The organism is Paenibacillus agri, from assembly GCF_013359945.1.
GTDB lineage: Bacteria > Bacillota > Bacilli > Paenibacillales > Paenibacillaceae > Paenibacillus_AQ > Paenibacillus_AQ agri.
In genome coordinates, this window is the sequence record NZ_JABWCS010000218.1 from 209773 (window position 1) to 234669 (window position 24897).

The 24897-nt window shown below is 47.4% G+C and carries 22 protein-coding genes, 1 riboswitch and 1 other annotated feature; of the genes, 9 read left to right on the forward strand and 13 right to left on the reverse strand.

The annotated features are described in order from the left end of the window. Positions 1 to 51: 51 nt before the first annotated feature. The 5 genes from HPT30_RS23385 to HPT30_RS23405 form a co-directional block, all read right to left on the reverse strand. Positions 52 to 705, reverse strand: coding sequence for a flagellar brake protein (locus HPT30_RS23385; RefSeq protein ID WP_175373712.1), 654 nt, complete (start codon positions 703 to 705; stop codon positions 52 to 54). Between the two features lie 163 nt (positions 706 to 868). Next, on the reverse strand, positions 869 to 2227 hold the full coding sequence (gene ypeB, locus HPT30_RS23390) for a germination protein YpeB (protein WP_175373713.1): 1359 nt from the start codon (positions 2225 to 2227) through the stop codon (positions 869 to 871). Between the two features lie 384 nt (positions 2228 to 2611). Beyond that, a complete protein-coding gene (prsW, locus tag HPT30_RS23395) occupies positions 2612 to 3307 on the reverse strand; it encodes a glutamic-type intramembrane protease PrsW (protein WP_175373714.1) in 696 nt (231 codons plus the stop codon). 132 nt (positions 3308 to 3439) lie between these two features. Further along, a complete protein-coding gene (locus tag HPT30_RS23400) occupies positions 3440 to 4054 on the reverse strand; it encodes a genetic competence negative regulator (RefSeq protein ID WP_175373715.1) in 615 nt (204 codons plus the stop codon). Positions 4055 to 4281: 227 nt separating this feature from the next. After that, on the reverse strand, positions 4282 to 4662 hold the full coding sequence (locus tag HPT30_RS23405) for a hypothetical protein (RefSeq protein WP_175373716.1): 381 nt from the start codon (positions 4660 to 4662) through the stop codon (positions 4282 to 4284). Between the two features lie 85 nt (positions 4663 to 4747). Between HPT30_RS23405 and HPT30_RS23410 the strand changes: the two genes are divergently transcribed. Then, entirely contained in the window at positions 4748 to 5665 is a 918-nt protein-coding gene (locus HPT30_RS23410; protein ID WP_217622498.1) for a polysaccharide deacetylase family protein, read from the forward strand. A 1204-nt stretch (positions 5666 to 6869) separates the two neighbouring features. Here the strand turns inward: HPT30_RS23410 and HPT30_RS23415 are convergent. From HPT30_RS23415 to HPT30_RS23425, 3 genes are all read right to left on the reverse strand, one after another. Beyond that, positions 6870 to 7640 carry a metallophosphoesterase gene (locus HPT30_RS23415; protein WP_246317385.1) on the reverse strand — a complete coding sequence of 257 codons (771 nt, stop codon included), beginning with the start codon at positions 7638 to 7640 and terminating at the stop codon, positions 6870 to 6872. 65 nt (positions 7641 to 7705) lie between these two features. Beyond that, positions 7706 to 8074 (reverse strand): hypothetical protein, encoded by a 369-nt coding sequence (locus tag HPT30_RS23420; RefSeq protein WP_175373718.1) that lies wholly within the window; start codon positions 8072 to 8074, stop codon positions 7706 to 7708. Continuing rightward, positions 8071 to 8667 carry a CPBP family intramembrane glutamic endopeptidase gene (locus HPT30_RS23425; RefSeq protein WP_175373719.1) on the reverse strand — a complete coding sequence of 199 codons (597 nt, stop codon included), beginning with the start codon at positions 8665 to 8667 and terminating at the stop codon, positions 8071 to 8073. Before HPT30_RS23425 ends, HPT30_RS23420 begins: the two co-directional genes overlap by 4 nt. A 116-nt stretch (positions 8668 to 8783) precedes the next feature. On the opposite strand from HPT30_RS23425, the gene HPT30_RS23430 reads away from it, so the two are divergent. From HPT30_RS23430 to HPT30_RS23465, 8 genes are all read left to right on the forward strand, one after another. Continuing rightward, complete coding sequence (locus HPT30_RS23430; RefSeq protein ID WP_175373720.1) at positions 8784 to 9689, forward strand: hypothetical protein; 906 nt, start codon at positions 8784 to 8786, stop codon at positions 9687 to 9689. A 119-nt stretch (positions 9690 to 9808) separates the two neighbouring features. After that, positions 9809 to 10034: a binding site (T-box leader), on the forward strand. Between the two features lie 256 nt (positions 10035 to 10290). Then, positions 10291 to 11883 (forward strand): phosphoglycerate dehydrogenase, encoded by a 1593-nt coding sequence (gene serA / locus HPT30_RS23435; protein WP_175373721.1) that lies wholly within the window; start codon positions 10291 to 10293, stop codon positions 11881 to 11883. A gap of 193 nt (positions 11884 to 12076) precedes the next feature. Then, a complete protein-coding gene (locus HPT30_RS23440) occupies positions 12077 to 13063 on the forward strand; it encodes a helix-turn-helix transcriptional regulator (protein ID WP_175373722.1) in 987 nt (328 codons plus the stop codon). 88 nt (positions 13064 to 13151) lie between these two features. Then, positions 13152 to 14402, forward strand: coding sequence for a methyl-accepting chemotaxis protein (locus HPT30_RS23445; RefSeq protein WP_175373723.1), 1251 nt, complete (start codon positions 13152 to 13154; stop codon positions 14400 to 14402). Between the two features lie 567 nt (positions 14403 to 14969). Beyond that, positions 14970 to 15063: riboswitch (cyclic di-GMP riboswitch) on the forward strand. 185 nt (positions 15064 to 15248) lie between these two features. Further along, positions 15249 to 16886, forward strand: coding sequence for a thiamine pyrophosphate-binding protein (locus HPT30_RS23450; protein ID WP_175373724.1), 1638 nt, complete (start codon positions 15249 to 15251; stop codon positions 16884 to 16886). Between the two features lie 15 nt (positions 16887 to 16901). Next, entirely contained in the window at positions 16902 to 17282 is a 381-nt protein-coding gene (locus HPT30_RS23455; RefSeq protein ID WP_066363379.1) for a carboxymuconolactone decarboxylase family protein, read from the forward strand. 168 nt (positions 17283 to 17450) lie between these two features. After that, positions 17451 to 17801, forward strand: coding sequence for a hypothetical protein (locus HPT30_RS23460; protein ID WP_175373725.1), 351 nt, complete (start codon positions 17451 to 17453; stop codon positions 17799 to 17801). Between the two features lie 81 nt (positions 17802 to 17882). Next, positions 17883 to 18875, forward strand: a complete 993-nt coding sequence (locus HPT30_RS23465) for a 3-oxoacyl-[acyl-carrier-protein] synthase III C-terminal domain-containing protein (protein ID WP_175373726.1) — start codon at positions 17883 to 17885, stop codon at positions 18873 to 18875. A 276-nt stretch (positions 18876 to 19151) separates the two neighbouring features. On the opposite strand, the gene HPT30_RS23470 is transcribed toward HPT30_RS23465, so the two are convergent. The 5 genes from HPT30_RS23470 to resA form a co-directional block, all read right to left on the reverse strand. Next, entirely contained in the window at positions 19152 to 20591 is a 1440-nt protein-coding gene (locus HPT30_RS23470) for a HAMP domain-containing sensor histidine kinase (RefSeq protein ID WP_175373727.1), read from the reverse strand. After that, positions 20592 to 21308, reverse strand: a complete 717-nt coding sequence (locus HPT30_RS23475) for a response regulator transcription factor (protein WP_066363404.1) — start codon at positions 21306 to 21308, stop codon at positions 20592 to 20594. Between the two features lie 76 nt (positions 21309 to 21384). After that, a complete protein-coding gene (ccsA, locus tag HPT30_RS23480; RefSeq protein WP_175373728.1) occupies positions 21385 to 22647 on the reverse strand; it encodes a cytochrome c biogenesis protein CcsA in 1263 nt (420 codons plus the stop codon). Then, positions 22644 to 24329 carry a cytochrome c biogenesis protein ResB gene (gene resB, locus HPT30_RS23485; RefSeq protein WP_175373729.1) on the reverse strand — a complete coding sequence of 562 codons (1686 nt, stop codon included), beginning with the start codon at positions 24327 to 24329 and terminating at the stop codon, positions 22644 to 22646. The genes ccsA and resB overlap by 4 nt, the downstream gene beginning before the upstream one ends. Then, positions 24326 to 24850, reverse strand: coding sequence for a thiol-disulfide oxidoreductase ResA (gene resA, locus HPT30_RS23490; RefSeq protein ID WP_175373730.1), 525 nt, complete (start codon positions 24848 to 24850; stop codon positions 24326 to 24328). The genes resB and resA overlap by 4 nt, the downstream gene beginning before the upstream one ends. Positions 24851 to 24897 lie beyond the last annotated feature (47 nt).

Sequence of the window (24897 nt, forward strand, 5' to 3'; positions counted from 1 at the left end):
TTTGTACGTCAGTGCAAAACCGCACAGGTCGTATCACACCAGAAAAAAGCCCTACCTGTTGCGGAAATCGAACTGACGCTCAAAGCAGTAGCGGATTATTTTCTGGCGTTCGGTATCGGAAATCGCAGCAAACTTCAGCATCGCCAGACTACGCCCGTTCTCCAGCGTTTTGATCCGCACCACCTCGCCCTCAAAATTCACATGTTCTGATGTACCATTGCGGTAAGGAACTAATAACCAGCAAGAAAGTTTGTCCTCTACATCGAGCTTTACCTTGGCATCGGTCAGAAAGGAAGTTCCTCCGCCGCCGACATCCTCCGTCCGTACGAGAAAACGGTTGCCATTGCTGCTCTTCACAGCTAGCTCCAATTCTGCGCTTACCCGTAAAAAGCTCCGCCGCTGGATCTTGAAAATGGATTCTGGTGCAGGCTTGCGCACCCGAACCATCCGGATTACATCCTCCTTGAAACCTACAACGTGGGTGTAAAAGTAATTTTTAATGCCGCCCTCAGTCATAAAGTAGACCGAAAGCTCGTCCCCAACCGTCAATTTCTTCAGCCTCCCGCTGCCCTCTTGCATCGGGATTTCAATCAAAAAAGCTTCATCTTCCGTCTCTGCGATTCTCGATCTATATTCAACTTCTGCTTCGACAGCATCACTGGAAGCGACTTGAATGTATAGATTGTCGTTGATTTTGGGATACAAAGGTGTCACCGCCACATGAATTAGTAAGATATTCTAATTCTAATTATAGCATGGCCTTTTGCAGCCCGGGTGAGAAATATATTCGTGATGGCAAGAAAAAAGGGCAGCAGCCCTTTAAGGGTGCGCCCTGCTTGATTGGCTCTCTTTTCCGGAAGGTCATCCGTTATTTTTTCTGAGCCCCAGAGGAGGTTCTGATCTGTTCAACCGATTCTTCGGTACCATCCTCTGCATTCAGATAGATACGGTATTTGGAGCCATTAATCGCTCCACCGAACTCATAAGTCAGCACTTCTGTGGAATCATCGTTCTTAATCCAGGCTAAGCGGTTATAGCTTTCCTTAAAATCTTTATTCAACAATTTCCTTGCTTCTGCCAAAGAAAGCTTCGGCTTCGGAATCTCCCGTTTATCTTTATGTTGATTCACATAGTCACTGGCTTCAAACCCGGTTGCTTCCCCTGTGTCGAGTCCGACACGGACGGTTATTTTCTCCGGATAAATCAGGACGTCACCCTGCTTCGTAACATATGTCAGGTTCCCCATGTTATCGTACTGATCGGCACTTACAGCTGTCATATGAGGAAAGCCCTTCTTATTCAGGAACTGTTCTGCTCTGATCACCGCTTCTTTCATGGAGACCTTAGCAGGCCCTACCTCGCGGTTATTGTGGTAAGAGATCAGCAGACCGCCATTTTTGGTGAAATCCATACTGATGAGCTGTTTTTGATTTGAGCCGGTAACCGTGGCAGTATAAGACTCCCACTCCGTACCCTTCCCATTCTCTCGAACATCCACTTTGGCATTAGACCCGGCATCGGCGAATTTGATCGCCTTACTTCGAATCTGTTCAGGGGTTACGGGAGCACCACCCAGTTTCTTGACAGAGCGCTTCTCATAAATACTTGCGACGGAAGGACCCCAATCCAGCTCCGGGTATTCGCCAACCCGCTTGTCCACGGTCTTGAACCCGTCGATAATCGTGTTGTCCTCCGATTTGTTCTCTGTCGCCAGGGCTGTCTCCACATCCATCCAGCGCAAGCGGTTGCTGATAACCTTATTCTGTACGTCCTGCAAGTTCTTCGAGATTTCACCCGAGTTGGTGTAGAGTGTCTTCAAGTTTTGAAGTTCACCATCAGTAAGAGGTTTTTTGGTAAAATCCCGCACGGCGGCTTTATAAGAGAAGTTAGAGATTTTGGAGAGAAACTCCTCTGTCTTGCTGAAAGGCAGTAAGGTCAGCGGCAGTTGGTTGATTTCATTCTGCGCCTCGCTGGTCAGACGCCATACGTTAACAAGACCTTTACGGTGCGTCCCGCTGGATGCAGAGTTGACCGCAAGCGTATTTCCCAGTTCACCGTGCAAACGTTCCACATGATAAGAAAGGTCGTGAAAGGCCCGTTGGTACTGGTTCTCTGCCTTAAGCAAAATTGAGTTCTTCTCCTGATTCTCCTGGTATCCCCACACAAGCGCTCCAAGCAACAGCAGCGCGGTCAAGGGGAACATTACAGCACTTAATCTTTTGTACATATGGCTGCAAGACTCCTTTCGATAGCTAATTGCCGTTAGTTTGACAATAACCGAGAAGTCTTATGCATAAAAAGAATCAGCTTTACCGCTCACACAAAAAAATCCCCGCATAATGTGGGGACCCGGCGCAGCAAAGATAGTTCTATCATAACAGTCTCCTGCCGTTTAAATTCTCTCTTCAATATGAAAGCCACTGCTGTTGCTGCACAGGCATTGCCTGAAGCCGGTTTGAATGACACCCTGCTCCTTGACCCCTCTTAAAATATAGGTCTCCCCGCAGTTTTTGCAAATGATTCGAACCTTTACCCGCAAAAAAAGACACCTCGCTACTCTGTGGAATTCCTTGCTGAGGAATTGCTTTTAGAGTAAGTGTGCCCAAATTTGCTACATGTTAATCTCTTCTTCTCGCTTCAGAACCCGGAATGGGGATCGATTGTTAGCCCGGGCAACCTTGCCCATTCCCCCATACCACAGGAAGGCCATTAGAGGAACGATAAACCAAATCCAATAGTTTGCTGTTGTGTTCAAAATAAAATCGTAAATCCCATGCCAGATCCATGGGAGAACCAGTGAAATGGCCAGAATCCACCGCGTTCTGGCCCCTTTTGAGAACTTGGCCCTGCCCATGTGATACCCCATAATTACGCCGAACATGGCGTGTCCGGAGACAGGAAGCAGGGCGCGCAGAAACATGGAGCCGATGGAGGCATGGCTGTACCAGGCGTACATTACATTTTCTATTGTTGCAAAGCCGAGCGAGATTGCTACGGCATATAGTATTCCATCATATGGCTCGTCAAATTCGGTATGGTTGTAAATCATATGGTACAGCACAAACCACTTCAGACATTCTTCCACGCCGGCCGATATGAGGAAAGATTCCACATACGGACCGTCGCCCCAGCCCAGCATAAGTCCTCTTTGAATAATCATTACCGGAAAAACGATCAGAAAACCAAGAAGAAACACTTTGATAACCATGTGCAATGGTTCCTGATCATACTTGTCTTTCAGATAGAAAAAAGTTAGCAGAGCTAGTCCTGGCGCCACTGCCGACGAAATAATCGATAAGATAAGCACCGAACAACCTCCCTGCATGTTAAGAACCGGGCACATGCCCAGCTCTGTTAATCCAATTTTCAACTAAAAAGCTACCTGTTCCATAAAGCAAAACAGGGCTGACAAGCAAGCTTCAGCCCTGTCTCTCTCTGATTATTCCTGCCGTTTAAAGTGCGTGCAGAGCACTTCCACTGCATTCTCCGCCATAACAGTCTTACCGTATTCAGCCAGTACAGCGTCTGTAATCGATGACGAATCACCAAATTCAGACAGCACGGCCACTAGACCAGATAAAACAGATTCTTCGTATTCCTTCGGATCGAAGTAGAGATACCATTTATCATTATAAGAATACAGTTTTCCTCCGGAAGTAATGTTGCCGATGAGTACATGGGCCGCTTCAATCAGAACCTCAAAATCGCGGAATGCATATACAATGGAGTCGCTTTGTTCAAGAGTAACTTCCATTTCGTAAATCTCTTCGGGCAATTCATCCTCCCCGGACGCACCGTACTGATGGTGATCATATTTTCCCCGGGTCACAATAACGACCATGCCTTGTGCGGGCAAAGCGAACACTTCCACGGCCAGCGGACCTGTAGCGTCAAAGCCAAGTTCGCTGTACGCCTGATCCATCATCTCCGTAAACAGGTCGTGCACCTTGGGAACTTCCTGCCACATATCTTCCTTCTGGATGCCCCGCTCGCTCAGGTCGTCAAAAGTGAGGAAAATCCGTATCTTATCTTGACCTAATCTCTCTATTCTCATGACAGGATCCTCCTTTGCAAGCTCAATTTATTATAATGTATGATGAGTCCCGAGTAATGAGCCAAAAATGGTTACTATGTATGTATGTTATCATTTTGGCGCCATAAATGCACGTAAATAAATATAAAATCCGCACCCCATTTCCAAGCTGTATTCCATGATGAATAAAAAAGAATCATTTTGCGGATATGTGCATCCTCAAAATGATTCTGCAAGAGCCTTTTCGGTTACAAACCCGGTATGGCTGAGTGCGTATCTTTCAGAATCTTCTCGACTTCCTGCTTCACATCAGGGTTGCTGCTGATAAATTCCTTCAGCATTTTCAGATTGGATTCTTTCGACTGGACCGGGGATTCGGACTTTTTATGCTCACCCTTGCCCGATTTGCTATCCGGCTCATGGCCTTGGTCTTGGTCTCCAGATGCCGAGGTATTTCCAAATCCGGTCATAGCCATGCCGAATAATTTTTCTTTGGCCCGATCACCGGCGCCGTGCCCGTTCGCCCCTGATTGTCCTAGCGAAGACATGAGCGCGCTGCGTTTTTTCGAGATGATCATACTGGCCGCGGCACCCAGCAAAACTCCGCATAAAAATGACGAAGTATTCATATCCTCAACCTCCTTGTATGGTAAAATCATGTCTAGTGTTCGCGGAAAGAATCCGGCTCATACAGTCTAATAACAGGAAAGCGAGTTGAAAAAAGTGGGTAAAGCAACAATAGCGCTGCTGCTCTCCGCCTTTCTGCTGGCATCATGCAGCAATAATGGGGGCTCTTCTGAAGCAGTGAACAACACAGGGAATTCACCTACAGCAGCTCCGTCGCAGGAAGCATCCGCAGTACCGGCGGGAACAAATGATTCTGCAACTAACACCGGGAACTCTGAAGAGAATCCGGCAAGTCCTTCCCCACAGGCAAATCATGACGCGGAGAGCAGTACTGGCGGCAATGAACAGGCGGCTGAAATTCCGCTTCTGTACCATATGAACAAAAATTATGATATCGTTCCGAATGAGGAAGGCACGCCCAAGAAAGTTGTCCTCCTCACCTTCGATGACGGACCCAAGGAAGCCAAAATGATCAATTCGATTATAGATACCTTGGACAAGCACCATGCCAAGGCCATTTTCTTCATGAACGGATACCGGATTAAGGAGCATCCCGAGCTATTGAAGCTTATTCACGAACGTGGCGGCATTCTCGGCAATCACAGCTGGGATCATATCGAATTAAAGAATAAGCCTTATGACACCGTGAAGAAGCAGATTGAAGATGTTCAGACCGCTGTTAAAGACATTACAGGTGAGACACCGCATTTCTTCCGGCCTCCCTACGGTGCGGGCGGCGATGTCGGCAAGAAGGTTGCTGCGGAGAATGGCATGCTCTACATGACCTGGTCCGTAGGCTCCCTGGACTGGGAAATGAAGGAGAAAGACAGCAACAAGACCGAGAAACTGATAGGAAACGTAACGGACCAGCTTCACTCCGGAAGCAACATTCTGATGCATGAGCTGCCATGGACAACTGAAGCGCTGGATAAGCTTCTAACGACTCTAGAGGAGAAAGGCTATAGCTTCGTGGACCCCCGCAGCATTGAACTGAAGATGCGTTGAGAATGGAAGACAATTTGACCGCTTACTTGATATCGTAAAATCAAGGGGTTGTGTCAAAAGTAAATAAGCCCCTTCAAGTAGGCAGGACAGAGGTAGAAAGTTCAAAAATAGACAGTTCAAAATCAGCGCCCCATTGAGCAGCGTTGATTCTAAACGAAGAAGCTCCCCTCTTGGTAGACAGAGATAATCATAAACTCTGCTACGACTAGGGGAGCTTTTTCATGTTAATTCAACATGTTAATTCAAATAGTGGATACGGTAGAGCAGGCTCCAACTCGAGGGCAGGATCTGAAGGTCAGGAACTGTTAATGAAGGTCAGTAACTATAAGCAAATTGGGACCTTAAACCGCCGTCGTTGCGCATGTCGTTCAGAATGGTGGACTGGTCAGAGATCGGTGTAAGTCCTTACACCCTACCTTAGGAGCTAGGCGCTGAGTTGGGCACTGGGATTTGGGTTTGGGGTTTGGGGTTTGGGGTTTGGGGTTTACTCTGAGTTTTGCTCTGAGTTTTGCTCTGAGTTGGGCTTTGTGCTCTAGGCATTGCTTTGAGATTGGCACTGAGCTTGTTCTGAGCTTGGGCTTCACTTAACAGGAAAAAGCACCGTTATTTCTCCCCTTTTCTAAGGTTCTATTCGGATTAACGGGAAATTATCCAGTTAATCCCCCTCTGTTATAAGAAAATAGAGGGAAACCCTAAAGATTAAAGGGAGTTTTTCCCGTTATTTTTGTAAACACTCCCTTTTTCGAATCAATAACGGGAGTATTTCCAGTTGTTCAAGCACCTCATGACATCCACTTTTACTGTACAAGATCGGCACCCCTCAAGGCCAAGTGGGTTTGGGTTTGGGTTTGGGTTTGGGTTTGGGTTTGGGTTTGGGTTTGGGTTTGGGTTTGGGTTTGGGTTTGGGTTTGGGTTTGCGCTTTGACTTGCGCTTTGACTTGCGCTTTGACTTGCGCTTTGACTTGCGCTTTGACTTGCGCTTTGACTTGCGCTTTGACTTGCGCTTTGACTTGCGCTTTGACTTGCGCTTTGACTTGCGCTTGCCCATCCCTGCTCCAGAATGTGGTCGTCGACCACAAAAAGAACATGGCGGTTCAGGAATCTTCCTGAGCACCACCATGTTCTTATTTTGCATTATTTTTTTAAGTAGATGGACTTCTCATCAAGGAATTCACTTGTTTTGGGACAGTCCCTTTTTCATATGTTACACAGGTTCCTTACAACGTAACGTGAGTACATGCATTTCGGCAGGACTGCCCCAACGAATCGGCAAATGCGCCGTACCGAAGCCACGGCTGATCAGCACCTGTGCAGCCCCGCCTGAACCATCGTTGCGGGGCCACGGATACATCCCAGCCTTGTAGTGATCGTAAAAGCTTTCCACACGCTTGCTGCCGATAAGTGGCAGAATCACCTGACCGCCATGGGTATGCCCCGACAGCACCAATTCGCCTGGAACTGTACGCCTTTGTGACAACCACATCGGATCATGCACCAGAAAGATTCTGCAGACGTCAGAACCTGAACCGGACAATTCCGGCAGTGGGGCATACGCTGTCTTCCCGCCTCGCTTGGGGAAATCCACTCCAGTCAGCCAGAATGCTGCTCCCTTACGTTCAATAAGAACATTCTCATCGAGCAGGAGCCTTACACCGCTGTTTCGGATAATCTCATCTACACGTTCTATGTCCGCCTTATAGTCATGATTGCCATGAACTGCATAAGTAGGTGCGATGGATACCAACAGTTCCATATTTTCAGCCAGACGATCTAGCGGACTATTCTTTTCGGTCAGGTCGCCGCCCGCAAAAACAGCATCCACTTTGCCTTTTAGTGCCTTCAGCATATCCGAAGGGAGCCTCCGCCTGTGAATATCGGTTATGAACAGAATCCGATAGCCGTCAAAAGATGCGGGCAGACTCTCCAAAAATATTTCCTCGGCAATAATTCGATTCTTAAATGCATTCCTCACCATCAGCAGCACAAATGTGCCCCCTGCTAAGAGCAAAAGGGATCCAATAATAATGAAGATGGGCAAAATTACCATAGATCACCCAATGGCGGAGCACCCTTAATTCCCCATGTCAAAAGAAACGCTAGCAGCAAAACGAATAGAAAAATCAAGGAATTGACGAACATTTTACTGAGGCGGACACGATCAGAGGAATAAGTTTCGGTGCGGGACGGGGTTGACTCTTCACCAGTGTTCCCTTTATCGGGAGGCGTAGCCGCGCCAGACTGGCGACGACCCTTACGAGAAAGCGTAGCTGGCGGCTTTAGCGTGCTAGGACGAACCGGCTCATCTACAGCAGGATGGCTATTTGTCCCAGTCGACGGTTTGGCTTTGACAGAAGTCTGCTTCCGACTTTTCTTCTGCCGGGATTGAACCCGGCTTAATTGCTCGCTCATGACTCCCTCCTGTAGCGGATGACCAAACCGGAGAAGAGGTCGATCACGAAATGACATAAAATAGGCGCCCAGAGACTTCCTGTATGGATATAAATATAACCTAGTCCATAGCTGCTCAAGAACACCCAGCCCGTAGGTATCCAGTGTCGCAGATAACGTACATGAATCAGAGCGAACAGAATACTAGTCCAATATGGACCAAATGCATGTTGAATCGCTCCCCGGAACAGCACTTCCTCGCATACTGCCACCATGGCCGCGATCAGCACGATATGCCAGATGGGCCGGGCGCGGAATAGCATATCATTGATGCCCCCGTCATCCATTGTTTCCTCGGGCACAATATATGTCATTAAAAAGTCAACAATTAGCATTAACCCAGCCAAACCAAGGCCCCAGTACAGAAATTGTGTGCTTTCGGGCAGATTTATGACTTGAAGCGGATTTCTTTTCTGTAATAAAATCCAGATCAAACCGATAAATAACGTAAGCCCTTGTGTAATGTAGAGATTAAGCAAAAGAAGACGGTCTGTAAGCTGCTGCGGTTCTACCCTTTTTACTTTGATATCACCAATCTTAAATTTTTTTCTCATCTTAACCTGCCTGTTCTATAATGATTTTTCCGGGCAGCTCCCAAAGTAGAGTCCGTCCTTAGCGATTACTGCAAAATACATAACGATTATTTTCCCAGAAAAAGGAGCACTTAATTATGAAAAATCTAACCTCCCGAACCCAAATGCTGTACACTCTTGGATTTCTTTTCTTTCTGATTTCCGCATTCGCCGCTTTTTTTACGGGAGTGAAGGTTGGCGCAGATAAAACGGAAGCAAAATACGAACACCTCCAGGAGGCCAAGAGCCCAGAGGAATCTTCTGGATCATACCAGCAGCAGGATCTTGTTACCTTCTATCATAACGTATTTTTGCCTTATCGGGAATTCAAGCGAAGCTGGAACAGCGAAGTCGACAAGCTCGCCCGAAGTACAGATACCCGTGAAAACGCCGCCACACTCAAGAACCTGGGTATCCTGGCTGACAAACAGTATAAAAAGGTTAACCAGGACTCTATTTTCAGCAATTCACCGCTGCTTCAGCAGTCCCAACTGAATATCCTGAAAAGTCTGACTCTCTTCTCACAGGCCTCCGGCAAGGTATCCGCCAGTGCAGGGGGAACGGAAACTGCCAAGCTGCTAAAAAGTGATCCTTTTACAGTCAGCGCAATTAAATTGGGCATGCAGTCACAAAAACAATTCTACGATTCCATGCTGAAGTGGGGTGCCAGAGCCAACAATAAGATACCCGCTACCACCAAGGAGATCAAAACGCTGAGCTTTGTCCAATGGAAGAAGATGCCGTTACTGCTCAAGAATGCGACAATCGCGGATATGCTGCTGAACCGGGGGATATTTGCGGGGTATGATCCCCAGGACATCACAGCAAAAGTGGACGATATGATTTACTCCGGCACCGCAAGCTCGCTCAAGCTCGCAGACGTTCAGTCGTCTCTGACGCTGCTGATTTCCACAGGTGCTGTTCAGGAACAGGATTTCATCAAATGGCGGGATCAATATTATCCTAAGGAAACGATTCCCCAGCTCCCGTTCTTTTATGAATAAGACCAGTTACTGCATCATAACGAAAAATGAGGCTCACTTCAAGCAGACGTAAGACTCATCCTGCAAAAGCCTATTGACACATTTGGCATGGCCATGTTACATTATGAAAAATTAATCAAGCAAAAGCGATGATGGAACAAAGACGATGCTAGTCTACAGAGAGCCGGTGGTTGGTGCAAACCGGTGACGAACAGAACTCTTTAGCGCTCCTGAGATATTGTATCGAACTTTAAGTAGATGCAATCGGTTCACTCCGTTACCAGTGTGGCCTATGCAGGCCATTGAGGCTGCTTCTGACAAGGAGCAGTGAATTAGGGTGGTACCACGACAACTCTCGTCCCTTACTACGGCAGTAGTATGGGGTTGAGAGTTTTTTTGTATCTCCAGCATCCCAATATCCTTCTATCATATGGGCTATTGTCTTATTTTCGCGGGATAGTTGTATCCAATTTCTTTGATGCGACACCGCGTTGCTTCGTTATTTTTGTAGCGTTCTTCTTCATGACTGTAACAAAACAAGATACTACGGGTACTGTGGACCGCCCTTTCGGGGGCATCCTCAACATAAAAAGCTTTCTAATCATAAGGAGGAAGAGAAACCATGTTTAAAGTATTAGTATCGGATCCGATCAGTGATTTGGGGATTCAGCAGTTGATGGATGCAAATGATGTAACGGTTGACAAGAAAACAGGACTTAGCGAAGACGAACTCATTGCGATTATTGGGGATTACGACGGCCTGCTCGTGCGCAGCCAAACAACAGTTACTGAAAAAATCATTGAAGCCGGAAGTAAGCTAAAGGTCATTGGCCGCGCTGGCGTAGGCGTTGACAACATCAAGCTGGATGCTGCTACCCAGCGTGGGGTAGTTGTTATTAACGCTCCGGATGGTAACACCATTACAACTTGTGAGCACGCTTTTGCCATGATGATGGCGCTTGCCCGTCACATTCCACAAGCCTATGCCAAGACTATTGGCGGTACATGGGACAGAAAGTCTTTCCTCGGCGTTGAGCTGCGCGGTAAGACACTTGGCGTACTCGGCATGGGCCGGATCGGTAGCGAAGTAGCAAAGCGCGCCAAAGCCTTCGGTATGAGCATTTTGGCATTTGATCCGTTCTTGACAGCCGACCGTGCTGAAAAGCTGGAAGTGAAGCTGGCTTCTGTTGACGATATCGTGCGGAATGCGGACTTCATCACTGTGCATACTCCACTGACACCTGAAACACGTCATATTATTGCCCGTCCGCAGTTCGAAGTCATGAAAAAGGGCATGCGCATTGTTAACTGTGCCCGCGGTGGCATCATTGACGAGCTCGCACTAGTAGAAGCAATTGACAGCGGGATTGTTGCTGGAGCCGCCTTTGACGTATTTGAGAAGGAACCGCCTGAAGCTGACCACCCGTTCCTCTCCCATCCGAAAATTATTGTAACGCCGCATCTGGGTGCTTCAACCGTTGAAGCCCAAGAGAACGTTGCAATCGACGTTTCTGAGCAGGTACTCAATATCCTGCGTAACGAACCGTTCATTAATGCTGTTAACATTCCACCGGTAGCACCAAGCGTAATGAACAAGCTGCAACCTTACTTTAACCTTGGTGAGAAACTTGGTAGCTTTGCTACCCAAATCACCGACGCAGCGATCCGTGAAATTCACGTTGAATATGCCGGAGACCTCTCGGATGTGGATACACAGCCGCTGACCCGCTACATCGTGAAAGGGGTGCTTTCCCGTCACTTTGCTGGGGATGTTAATATTGTCAACTCCATGCATCTGGCCAAAACCCGCGATGTGAATGTTGTTGTGACCAAAGCTTCCAAAACAAAAGGCTTCACCAACCTCATCACCGTGACTTTGAAAGCTGAGCATGATGAAGAGCGTCTCGTAGCCGGCACCCTGCTTCAAGGCTATGGCGAGCGGATCGTACGAGTGAATAAATTCCCGGTTGATATTGCGCCGGAAGGTCATCAACTCGTCATCTCGCACAATGACAAACCGGGTATTATCGGTCTGGTAGGAACACTGCTGGGTGAGAACAACGTCAATATCGCCTCCATGCAGGTTGGACGCAAAATCGTTGGCGGTGCAGCAATCATGCTGCTCACTGTTGACAAGGCCGTTCCACAAGACGTGCTCGTGAAGCTGGCTGGACTTCCAGAGATCAATACTGCTGAGGAAATCGTTCTGCTGTAGGCTTCATGCTACTGCCTTAAATGATATCCATAGATACAACAATAAGCCATCTCCGCTCTTTAGCGGGGGTGGCTTATTGTACTTTACTCAGGAACACAGAATCACATTTGCTTAAATTCTATTTTATATATGACATCAACTGACATATTAATATGATAAACTTGAACTATAACGCTCAAGGAGGACAACGGATATGAGAGCTGACCGGCTCGTTTCTATATTACTGCTGCTGCAAAATCGCGGCAAAATGACCTCCCGTGACCTGGCGCAAACACTTGAGGTCTCTGAGCGGACCATATTCCGGGACATGGAGGCGCTTAGCGCAGCTGGCATTCCCGTACTGGCAGAGCGGGGACGAGAAGGCGGCTGGATGCTTACCGAGGGCTATCGCACCTCCCTGACAGGTATGAAGCCCAAAGAAATTACCTCCCTCCTGCTATCTGCTGACTCTACGATTCTTAGCGACCTTGGCATCGAAGGGGATTTCTCTTCAGCCGCCCGAAAGCTGGAGGCCGTAGTAGCATCGCATTCCAGCAGCCCCACTTTTGATTCGATTCAACGGATTCATGTGGACGGGGCAAGCTGGCATCCCTCAGACGAGTCATATCCTTTTTTGGCGCTACTGCAGGACGCCCTTTGGCATGATCGTGTTGTCAAAATAACATACCTGCGCGATAACGAAGCCAGCGAACGGTTAATTCATCCCCTTGGACTCGTAACCAAACGCGGAGTTTGGTATGTCGTTGCAGAAAGCAGAGGTGAGCTACGGACCTACCGGGTGTCCAGACTACAACATGCAGAGCTAACGAATGACTTTTTCAAGCGCCCGGAAGACTTCGATCTTGGCCAGTATTGGCGGCAATCCACCCAGGCTTTCAAATCTGCCTTGCCAAGTTACCCAGCTAACGTGCTGATAAGGGAAGAAACAATGCAGGAATTCGAGCGGGAGAGATATCTTACCGTAAAAAACACTATCCCGTCCTCCCTCGCCGGGTGGCTGGAGATTGAGGTCGATTTCAACTCCCTAGAGTGGGGCTGCCGGGTACTTTTGTCATATGGGTCCAGTGTCCTGGTCCTTTCACCACAGGTACTGCAGGAGCAAGTACGACAAGCACTGATAGATACCACCGCATTATATGAGTCTATCGGACAGAATTTAGTCAAAAATTGTCCCGAATAGCATTTATGTCAGTTCTTACAATAGACCTATCCCCCTTTAATCGCCTATAATATTACAATACACAACATTAAAGGGGGACATATTTCCTATGGACTGGATGTACAAGCTGCCTTTGAAAAAAAGAATTGTCGCCGGATGCTACCTCGTTGCCGCTTTATTCTCCATCCCTGTTTTGGTTACATTTATTATTCTCGGCAAAATTGCTATCGGCATCATTCTGGTGGCCCTGCTTGCAACCCTGACTTACCCTCTTTCCCGCTTTGTTGAGAGAACGCTTACATCATCGTTCGATGACATCTCCAACGTAACGCATACGATCTCTAAGGGAGACTTTACGCATAGAGCCGACGAGAATGGCTCCATGGGTGATATCAGCCGCTCCTTTAATACGATGATCGACAAATTGAAGACCATTTTGACCGACGCCTCACAGATCACCCGTCAGGTTATGGATGCAAGCCGCGGCATCGAAGACAAGAATCAGAATCTGAAGATCGTCATGTCCCAGGTGGCGACCTCTTCTAATGAGCTGGCTCAAGGTGCCAACGAAATTTCGAGTGATATTGCCGGTATGATTGATTCTATTAAAGATATTGAGACTAAGGTCTCCAACTACGCACATTCAACCAAAGAAATGAACAAGAAATCTATACATACGCTAGAATTGGTGGAGCAAGGTCGCCAATCGGTGGATACCCAGGCAGAAGGCATGCGCAAGAATATCGAAGCTACACAAAAAGTGGCCGATACCATTGATGCCCTTTCCCATAACGCTCGTGGTATCACCATGATTACGAAAACCATCACCGAAATTGCGGAACAGACCAACCTGTTGTCTCTGAACGCTTCCATCGAAGCTGCCCGTGCCGGAGAGCATGGCCGTGGATTTGCTGTGGTAGCTCAGGAAGTACGCAAACTGGCAGAGGAATCAACCGCTTCGACCAAAGAGGTCTTCGGCCTCGTACGAAGCATTGAAAGTGACATTAAGGAAGCCATTGCGAACATCACCATCAATGAAGAAGTCGTTCAGGTACAGAATGAAATGATCATTCAAACTGCACAGATTTTCGGGCAAATTGTCCAAAGTGTACAATACATCACCGAGCAAATCGCCGCCTTCTCTTCGGAAAGCGACCTGATGCTGGACAGTGCTCTGAAGATCTCCTCAGCGATTGAGAACATTTCAGCAATTACCGAGCAGACAGCAGCCAGCACCGAGGAGGTCTCTGCATCGATGAGTGAGCAGATCAATGCCCTGCAGTCCGTTGCAGATGAGTCTGAAAAAATGACGTCAGCCGTCTTCCAGCTACAAAAAACGATTCATATTTTTAAATTTTAGGATTTGTCATAAAAAATTTATTTTTGTTTTTTCAACACAAAACAGCCGTATAAGTTCAAACTTATACGGCTGTTACTATAACTTATGAAACGTTTGCATTATATCACTTTCAGATCTTTCTGGAAGTTCATCTTCACAAATTAAGTTTATCCTCCCCCTGTCAAACACCCTACTTTTAACCCAGTCTCCTCCTGTGCAGTCCAATAGAAATTGAGCACTTGGATTCATTGCCTTTCATGAAAACCATCACCACAAATTTAACTCCAACTAATTTCTTCAATTAATATCTAATCTTGTCCATTAAGTTGTTTTCATCTAATTTGCATTTTTACACCAATCCCTTTAATACCATCTTGATTTCCCTCTGAATTATATGCATGTTTCCGGCCTATTTTGTAACCGCATTCGATTTTGCAATGCACCCTTGGATACATTTTAAATTAAAACTAAATTCCTACTTAATTTCATATTTTTCGTCAAATTCCGAGTTCGTTTGTGTAAAATATATTGACAAAGACGAGCTAGGAATATAATGTAAAGGAAAATTATTCTTATAATTAGTTATAAAATTTATATGGGCAAAATTCCTGAAAAGGAATGACGCAAAGCCATGGATCTACAGCCTCATTTTTTTGGGGGCCATGACTGCCAGGTTGCAGAGAAAACCAGGAGGATCGACTTAATTTTGCGGTCTGATTGGCGGTTTTTTGCTTCCAACCTGTGCTCCATTATTCGAGCACAGGTTTTGTTGTTTCTTTGTACCTGTTAGTATCGTTCTAAACATTTGGCATTACCAGAACGATAATATATTTATCTTTTACTTAACCCAATTCATTTACTTGAGAGGTGTTTTTTTTGAAGACAGTCGCAGATTATATGGCGGAGGCACTACGTAACCTCGGAGTAACCCATTCATTTGGTATTATTGGTAAATCCATTTGTCCCTTAGTTCTAAAGATGGTGGATTACGGTATTGAGTTTATTCCTGGAAGACATGAATCCAGTTCCGGCTTTGAAGCCGCAGGCTATGCGCTCAAGACTGGCGGACTAGGCGTTGCTTTCGGAACATCCGGGCCCGGAGGAACGAATCTTCTTACTGCAGCAGCCCATGCCAAAGCGAATAACATTCCGGTGTTATTTATTACAGGGCACCAATCCATAAAAGAACTAGGCATTCCGCAATGTCAGGATTCTTCCTCATATCTGGCTGACCTTGCAGATATGTTTAAACCAGCTACCCTGTTCAGTAAGCTCGTAGAACGTGGCGATAACTTAAGCACCATTTTCAATCATGCTATCTCTATTGCCCTGAGCGGTAACCGTGGTCCCGTTCATCTTTGCTTGCCATTCGACGTTCAGACTGAACTTCTGGAAGAATTCCCGGTAGTTTATCCAGAGCGTGAGTCGTTCGTTAGCATCTCCAATTATGACCGCATAATCAACACTATCAACAATGCTGAGAACCCACTGATTATTGCCGGTAAAGGTGTTAACCGTTCCGGGGCTCACAAAGAGCTGATCGAACTGGCTGAAACATTCAACATCCCTGTCGTGACCTCTCCTGGAGGCAAAGGCGCTATTCCTTGGGATCACCCGCTGTATCACGGTCCTGTAGGTGTCGGCGGATGTACACATGGCGATGACATGCTGAATCGTAGTGATTTGTATATCGTGCTGGGCTCCCGTCTGAGCGATATGACTATCTGTAATCTCAAACGCGAGAATCATCCAGAAACATTAATTCAGTTCGATAGTGACCCAACGTTTGTAGGCAAGATTCTGACCTCCAAAACTATACCGGTCACCGGGGATCTACGTGATAATCTTGTGTATTATCTTGAACGCTTGGATAGAGATTCTGTGACCAAACATAATACTCCAAGCTTTAACTATCGGGAAGAACTGCCTGAGCTTCCAGGCCTGTCACTCGCTTCAGTTATGAGCGTGATGAGTGACTTTATTCCATACAACAACACTGTGTTCGTGGATGATGGAAGTCATGGCTTTAATGCCGTTAAATGGTATAACGTTAAAAAACCGGGCAGTTTTGTGTTCGATGCCTATTTTGCCTGCATGGGTAATGCAATTGGCATGTCTATCGGCGCCAAGGTGGCATCACCGGATGAAACGATCTTCTGTGTGACTGGCGATGGATGCTTTATGATGCTGGGTGCAGAGATTAATACAGCAGTATGTAAGGATATCCCGGTTATTTTCATCGTTGTGAACAACATGCAGCTGGATATGGCGCTTAAGGGCATGGAGAAGACTACGGGCCGTATTGACGGAACCCTGTTCGAAGTCCCAATGGACGCTGTGAAGTTCGGCGAATCGCTTGGAGCAACCGGATATCGCTGTGAAACTTTGGATCAATTCTCCGCTGCGATTGCAGATGCAGTAGCCTTGAACAAGGTCGCGGTAATCGAACTGTTGACAGACCGTGACGAAGTACCACCTACTGCACACCGTGTAGTGAATCTTTAATCAGGGGGCCAATTTATGAGCGACAATTTGAACAAAAATATCAATAGTGGTCTCAACCACTTTGCTAACTTATCTGGGGAGTATGGTGCCAAAGCTTTGGCACCTATTAAAGACCATTTTCCAGATCTGGCTGAATACATTATGGGCGCCGCCTACGGTGACATTTTCCAGCGCAACACGATCGGTGATGACTGGAAAGAAGTTGCCGTGATCTCCGCCTTGATTGCGATGGGACAATACGAACAACTGGGCGTTCATTATGTTATGGCGCTAAGTGTAGGCGTCACTGAGGAACAGCTTAAGGGTGTTCTGCTTCATTTGGTGCCTGCTCTAGGAGCTCCGCGTGTAATCAGCGCCTTTAACGTATTGCTCGAAGTTTTAGAAGAAGTGAAGTAATATCTGTAAAATTCAAAAATTTACATTTTTCGACTTTATCATTGTAATTCTATCAATCATATGCTATTAATATAGTTAAATTATCCCAAAAATAAGTATAATATCGATTGCCGAAATTAGGGAATCAAAGTTTTTGGATAAAACTAATTTATAGGAGCGATGAAACGAATGGGTAAATTTATTTTGAACACAGATTCTGTTAAAAAGATTATCAATGTCGAATTGGATGGCACCTTCTCTGAAGAGGATGGCATCAAATCCATTCAAGCTTATCAGCAAACCATTAACCCGATCACTCCAGCAGACTATGAGCTACACTTTGATTGCAGAAAGCTTAACGTTACCGCTCCTAATGTCGTACCTCTGCTGGAAGGATGCTTCATCATGATCAAGAAGGATGGCTTTGCCAAAGTAATCCTAACCCTTGAGAATAACCCAATTCTTAAAATGCAATTGGCTCGTCTGGGCCGTAAATCTGGTCTGGATAACCTGGAAATCATCTCTACAGTTACTGCATAAGACATAACTTCATATTACAGCCTGTATCTTACCTGCTCATGCAACGATCCATCAGCTCATCACTAATAAGGGGGCAATTCAATGGCCGGCATACGCATCAGAGACATCGCTATTTATCATCCGAGTAACAAAATCGGTAATGATTTCTACATCAAACATTTTGACGATAGAGGAATAGAGATTCGTGGACTTCTGGCGGCATTGGGTCGTGAAACCCGCTACAGTATTGATAATGAGGACGAGAATGCACTGACTATGGGATTTGAGGCGGCCAGCAATGTGCTGGAGCAAGCGGGACTTGCTGGTGAAGATATCGATCTTATCGCCTTCTCCAGTCAAACGCCGGAATACATAATCCCGACCAATTCGGTGATCATGCACCGTTTGATTAATGCGGCTTCGCATACCATCTGCATCGATAGTAATGCAAACTGCACAGGGATGACTGCAGCCTTTGAACAGGTCAGCAGGCAGATGATGGCGAATCCCCGTATCCGCCGTGCGCTGGTAATTGGGTCTGACCATATCCTTCCACATGCCGACCGCAATAACCCGGTATACTATGCCGGATTCGGCGATGCTGCCGCAGCGGTCATCCTTGAGCGTGATGAGAACGCAGTTGGATTAATCGATTCTATCTACCAAACGGATACTTGTGTGTTGTACAATTCCGTCTTCCCTGCTGAAGGTTTAGCTAAATTGGGAACGAAGGGCATCGCTCCTGGCGAATTCAATGTAGAATTCACTCCCTTTGATGATTCCATTTGTGTAGACGCGGCTGTCGAATCGATCAAAACATTACTTGCCGATTCAGACATCGCTCCAGAGTCCATCAAAGCAGCCTGCTTCTCGCAGCTGTCTCTTCCCAATATACTCAGTGTTGCGGAAAAAGTCGGAATTGATAGCAGCGTAGCCGTGTATGTCGGGGATGAATTTGGTTATACTTCGACCAGCAGTCCATTTATTGCTCTTCATAAGGCTGTATCTACCGGACAGATCGAACGCGGCGATAAAGTATTATTCTGGACTGTCGGTGGAGGCATGCAGAATATTGCAGTGGTGATCGAATACTAAGCTTACTTATATAATTGTACCAATGAAGCATTCCAATAGCATTTTAATGCTGAGGAATGCTTCTTTTTCTATATTCAGCAGGCCTACGCAAAACCGATTCTAGGAGACATCTCTCCGGGTCTTAGGGATTATACTCATTTGTCTGTTAAAGGTGTTGCTGAAGGCGATAAGGGGCTGTACAGCTGTGTTTTGTTCCACGATGAACAAGATTAATCGGTTCCATTCAACAAAAAAGCACCTCCGAAGATCAGAGGTGCTGTCAGGCTTTGTTTAGAATTACTGTTTTTCGACAGGTAAGCGCAGTGTAAAGGTCGTTCCTTCACTCAATTTGCTCGCAGCCGAGATGTGACCATGATGGGATTCGACGATATTTTTAACAATAGCGAGACCAAGCCCCGTTCCTCCAGATTCTCCGCGGACACGAGCTTTGTCAGCCTTGTAAAACCGTTCAAAGATATACGGGAGGTCATCCGGCGGAATGCCGACACCTTCGTCCCGGATTTCGATCTCGACATAACGGCGGCTCTCCTGTACAGATTGACCAGCGACGATCAGAATCTTTTTCCCGGCAGGGGTGTGGCGGAAAGCATTATCCAGCAGGTTCGTGAGAACTTGCTCCAGCTTATCCTCATCGGCCGCCTTCAGCAAGAGTTCTTCACTTAACTTCCTGTATTGCAGATCAATACCACGTTCCTTGGACCTTACAGAAAACTTGCGGTAGACCCGTTCCAGCAGTTCACTCATATCGACCTGAGCCTTTAGCATATCTGTATGCCCAGCTTCCATTCGTGCCAGATCCAGCAGATCCTTCACGAGCCTGCCCATGCGCAGCGATTCATCATGAATGACCTGAATCAGTTCGCTGCTCTCCTCGGGTGAAGAGGCCATCCCATCAAGCAGCGCTTCGCTGTACCCCTGCATCATAGACAACGGAGTGCGAATCTCATGCGATACATTCGCTACGAAGTCACGCCGCATCTTCTCCAGCTTGACCTCCTCAGTTACATCACGCAGAACCGCTACAGCACCCCGGATATGGTTCTCGGAATACAGCGGTGCCATATGTACAGACCAGACACCCTGCCGGACATGCACGTTGGAGCGCTGGTCTCCCCCTTCCTGCAACGTACTCAGAAAGAGCGGACGAAGCGGTAACGGAACCTCTCCCTTGCTGATGATCTCCTCACCGGGCTCGGGGTCTGCTTCCTGCTCCCACTCCAGATTACGCCAGGTCTCCAGCAGAGATTGTCCATGCGGATTAGTCAGAATAATGTGACCATCAATGTCAAAGGTGACCACTGCATCACTCATACTGCGCAGAACACTGGACAGATGACCCTTCTCATGATTCAGACTGCGAATATTCTCTTCCAGCTCCGCCGCCATATGGTTGAAGGAGGTGGCGAGCTGTCCGATTTCATCACTGGTGACAAGGGTCAGCCGGGTTCCGTATTCGCCTTTGCGAATGTTGTTAGCGGCCTCGATCACCTGCTGCATCGGCTGTGTAATCTTAGTGAACAGAAATAAGGCAAAGAACGTCGTCAGAGAAAACCCAATCATGCATGTGTACAAAAATAAGCGCTTGATCGCCCCGGAATTGGCAAAATTACTGTCGATATAAGGCAACAGGAATAGTCCCAGTGTCATCAGTACGACAGCAACCAGACAGATGATCGTGACCCACAGCTTGCCGACAAGGCTTCTCCAGAAGTTCACCTATTTAGGTACCTCAAGTTTGTAGCCTACTCCCCATACGGTCGTGATCATGCTTGCAGATTCCGGCGATACTTTATTCAATTTCTCACGAAGACGCTTTACATGCGTATCTACAGTGCGCAAATCTCCGAAAAATTCATAATTCCAGACGTCCTTGAGCAGTTCTTCACGCGAGAACACCTTATCTGGCGAAATCGCCAGGTAATGCAGCAGCTCGTATTCCTTAGGGGTCAGGCTGACTTCCTGGCCGCCGGCAGTTACACGGTGAGCATCATGTTCGATAATAAGGTGCGGGAATACAATATTGTTGCTGGAATTGCTCTCCTTGGATAGAAAAGCTGTAGCCGAGGAGCGGCGCATAATCGCCTTCACCCGGTAGATGACTTCACGCGGACTGAACGGCTTGACGACATAGTCGTCTGCCCCCATCTCAAAGCCCTGCACCCGGTTGATCTCCTCACCCTTGGCGGTAAGCATTAACACTGGTGTCGATTTAACGCCGCGAAGTCTAGTCAGCACTTCAATCCCGTCAATGCCGGGCAACATTACATCCAGCAGAATCAGCCCGTAATCATTGGCTGTTGCTTTGCGAAGGGCAATTTCGCCGTCCTCTGCCTCATCAATTTCATAACCTTCTTTTTCGAGATACATCTTAAGCAGGCGGCGGATACGTTCTTCGTCATCCACGACCAGAATTCTGTTCAAATGATCTGCCATTTCACTACAACCCCTTCATCAAATACAGTAGAACGTTACCCTTACTATCGGCTGTTTTGGCAGATTTACTTACCGCTTAATCCGTTCCTGCATAGGAATGAAGTCCGGCAATGACCAGATTAACGCCAATCAGGGTAAACATTACGACCAAAAAGCCGAGTACGGCGAGCCATGCGGACTTGCGTCCCTGCCATCCGCGAGCAAGCCGTAAATGGAGATAGGCGCTATAAAACAGCCAGGTGACAAGAGCCCAGACCTCTTTGGGGTCCCAACCCCAGAATCTTCCCCAAGCCACTTGAGCCCATATCATTGCAAAAATCAAAGCCCCCAGTGTAAAAATCGGGAAGCCTATCGCTATCGCCCGGTAGGTGATCTCATCAAGATCATCAGCGTCGATACCGTCCATTGCGGGATGCAGGGCTGCTCCCAGCGGTTTGCGGATAATTAGCCGAATCAACCCGTAGAGAATTAGCCCGGAAAGGAGCGACCAGATTACGGTATTAAACTTCCGTCCCGCGTTCACGCCATTCATCCAGGAAGGCGCTTCAAACAACGGTTTTTTCATGCCCAGGAAGGGCTGGAAGCTCTCAATTTCGCTATGGTAAGGTGCCACAATAGGCGGCATTTTATAACTCACTCTCTCTATTGTACTATCTTCCTGCCCAGGGCTGTCAATCGTAACGTTCTCGCGGACAAAAATCGATTCGTATCCGGCTCCCCGGAAAGCAAAAACCGACCCCAGAAAGGCTATGATGACAATAATAGAGAACAAGGTAAATTCAACAAGCCGTTGCTGCTTCCGGTCATTCTTCTCCTTGCTAGTGAAGTTCACAGTGCGCAGGAGATACATGAGTCCCGCGGCAAAACCAACAGCAAAGAACGACTCGCCCAGCGCTGCCAGCGTAACGTGGATGTTCAGATAGATAGATTTCAGCGAAGGGATCAACGGCTGAACCTCCTGCGGGAACACAGCAGCATAAGCCATAATAATAATCGAGATAGGAACTGCGAACAGTCCCAGCAAGATTTTACGGTAAATAGCGAACATCACGGTAAACGCAACCATCACCATCATCGACAGGAAGGTCATGAATTCATACATATTACTAACCGGGATATGACCTGCCCCTGCCCAGCGGGTAAAGAAATAAGCCATGTGGCACAATAGTCCCAGTGAAGAGGCGATAAAAGCAATTCGGCCCCAGCGGGCAGTGTGTTCCTCCGGTTTGCGACCAGACCACTTCCGGCCCATAATGGCAATCGTGAATAGCATGAACGAACCGCTGTATAAGAAAAAGGCGGCTATAAAAACATCACTGCTGAAATCGAGTAAGCTCATGCTTGACCTCCCCCGTTGTCCAATGATTTTTCATCCACTACCATGTCTACCTTCTCCAGAATGGATACGATCTCACGTCGAAATCCGAACCAGTTCTTGTTCGTATGTCCTCCTAGGATTAGCTCTCCGTTCTGGACGGTTAGCCAGATGCGTCTGTGCTGCCAGTAGAAGCCCAGGACAAGGCCTAACATCACTATACCCGCACCTATCCATACAAAAGGCATGGCCCGGTCCACACGCACATTCAGGTATGCCGTAGATTCGGAAAAATCGACATCCTGCATGCTGCTGACTTCAAGCTCCAGAAAGCGATCTGCCCCGCCCAGCTTGTCGTTGATGCCTTCCTGCTGGAATTGCACCTTGTCAACCTGCTTAGGGAAATAAAAGTACTGTTGACCATCTGCCGGCAGGCCCGGTCCCTTGATCAGGAAGAGAAACGCCGGTGCATTGGGATATGGCGTTTTGGACACTGGCTGCCCGCTCTCGTTCAGACCAAAGTCCATGTACTTCTCTTTCAGGGTAAGCGTATAAGGTCCTGCCTCGAAGCTGCGCTGCGGATTCTTCATCTCCAGCTTGAATTTGCCGTACGCTTCCCCGGTCACCTTATTCTTAAGTTCCGGCTGTACTGAACGCAGGACAGGGGTGAGATCATAATCAAACTGATACGCTTTCAAACCATTGTAGCTCAAAGGAGAGTTGACCTGAATATCATGTGCGGCCACTTCTTTTAGCTGCGGTGTACGCGTCGGATCCCCACAGTCTGCTATACATTCGTACAGGACCGCCTTAGTTTCGTACAGCTTGGGCAGCACTTTTTTGCCCCGGAATTCTTCCGGCATTTCAGCTTCGGTGTAGAATTCTACGGTGAATTTCTCATTCTTAAGATAAAAGGTCGTATCCGGAATTGGCGTAACCTCCCCTTGCGGAAAGGCAAGATGCTGATCCATATTTAGACCCGGCAACCCTCTCGCAAGTACGGCAAGTAAAAAAATAATCAGGCCGATATGTATGACGTATGGCCCCCAGCGGCTGAAGCGGTGTTTCTCGGCGAGTAGCGCCCCGCCCTCCGTGATGACACGGTAACCACGCTTCTTCAGCGGCTGAGATATCCGGCCGACCCATTCCTCCGGCTCTTCCCCCATTTCCGTGACCAGCACGACCTTTTGCCGGGTCAGGAACTGTCGGTGTTTGCGGATTTTCTGTCTTGTTAGCGCTTTATAAAGTGGAAGCACGCGGTCAAGGCTACAAATCACGAGCGAGGCCCCGATCATTACCAGCAGCAGGACGAACCACCAGGATTCATATGTATGGGATAGTCCGAGCTTATAATAGATGTGCCCTGCTGTTCCGTATTGCTCCTTGTAATACGTTGAAGCATCGATGTTGAGAAAGGTACTCTCCTGCGGAAAGATGGTTCCCAGCATGGAGCCAAGCAGTGTTAAAACGATCAGATAGATGGCAATTTTGACGGATGAAAAAAAGTTCCAGACGAGGTCGATCACATTCGGGTTGGAACGTTGTGAACGGCGGGCTACACCGTCATAACGCATTTCAAGGTTTTCACTGGAATTCCCCGTTTCGTCAAGCGGCTTGCCGCAGGCTTCGCAGAGGACTGTGCCAACCGGATTCTGATGTCCGCATTCGCATTTGGTGTTGGTAATTAACGGCGTCCGTCCGCTCATGGGCCCACCAGCTTTCCGATTTGTGAATCCAGCGTATCCAGATCAAGCTGACCGATATGAATACTGTCCACCTTGCCCTTTTTATTAATGAAAAAAGTCGTAGGCATCGGCGAAATCCCGTAGCTGCGTACTGCATCCCGCCCCGGGTCCATAACAATCGGAAAATTGATGTTTACCATCTTCACAAAGTTTTCCACAGTCATTTGGTCTTCGCCTACATTTACGCCTACGACAACAACGCCTTGATCCTTCCATTTCTCCCACTGTGCCTGGAGAGCTGGCATTTCCTTCACGCATGGCGCACACCAGGAGCCCCAGAAATTCAGCACGACAGCCTTACCTTTGTACTCATCGAGCGTATGAGCTTTGCCGTCCAAGCCCAACAGCTCAAAGGCTGGCGCCTTGCTGCCTTCCTTGGGTTTCCCGTCCCCTCCAAATACGGAGGTAGCGATGGCATAGCCGCCAAGCAGGACTACCAGTAATAAAATTACAATCTGAACCGGTTTTCTAGCTTTGCCCACACATGAAGCCCCCTTCTGCGACGCAACTCGTTACTTTAGTTGTTAGG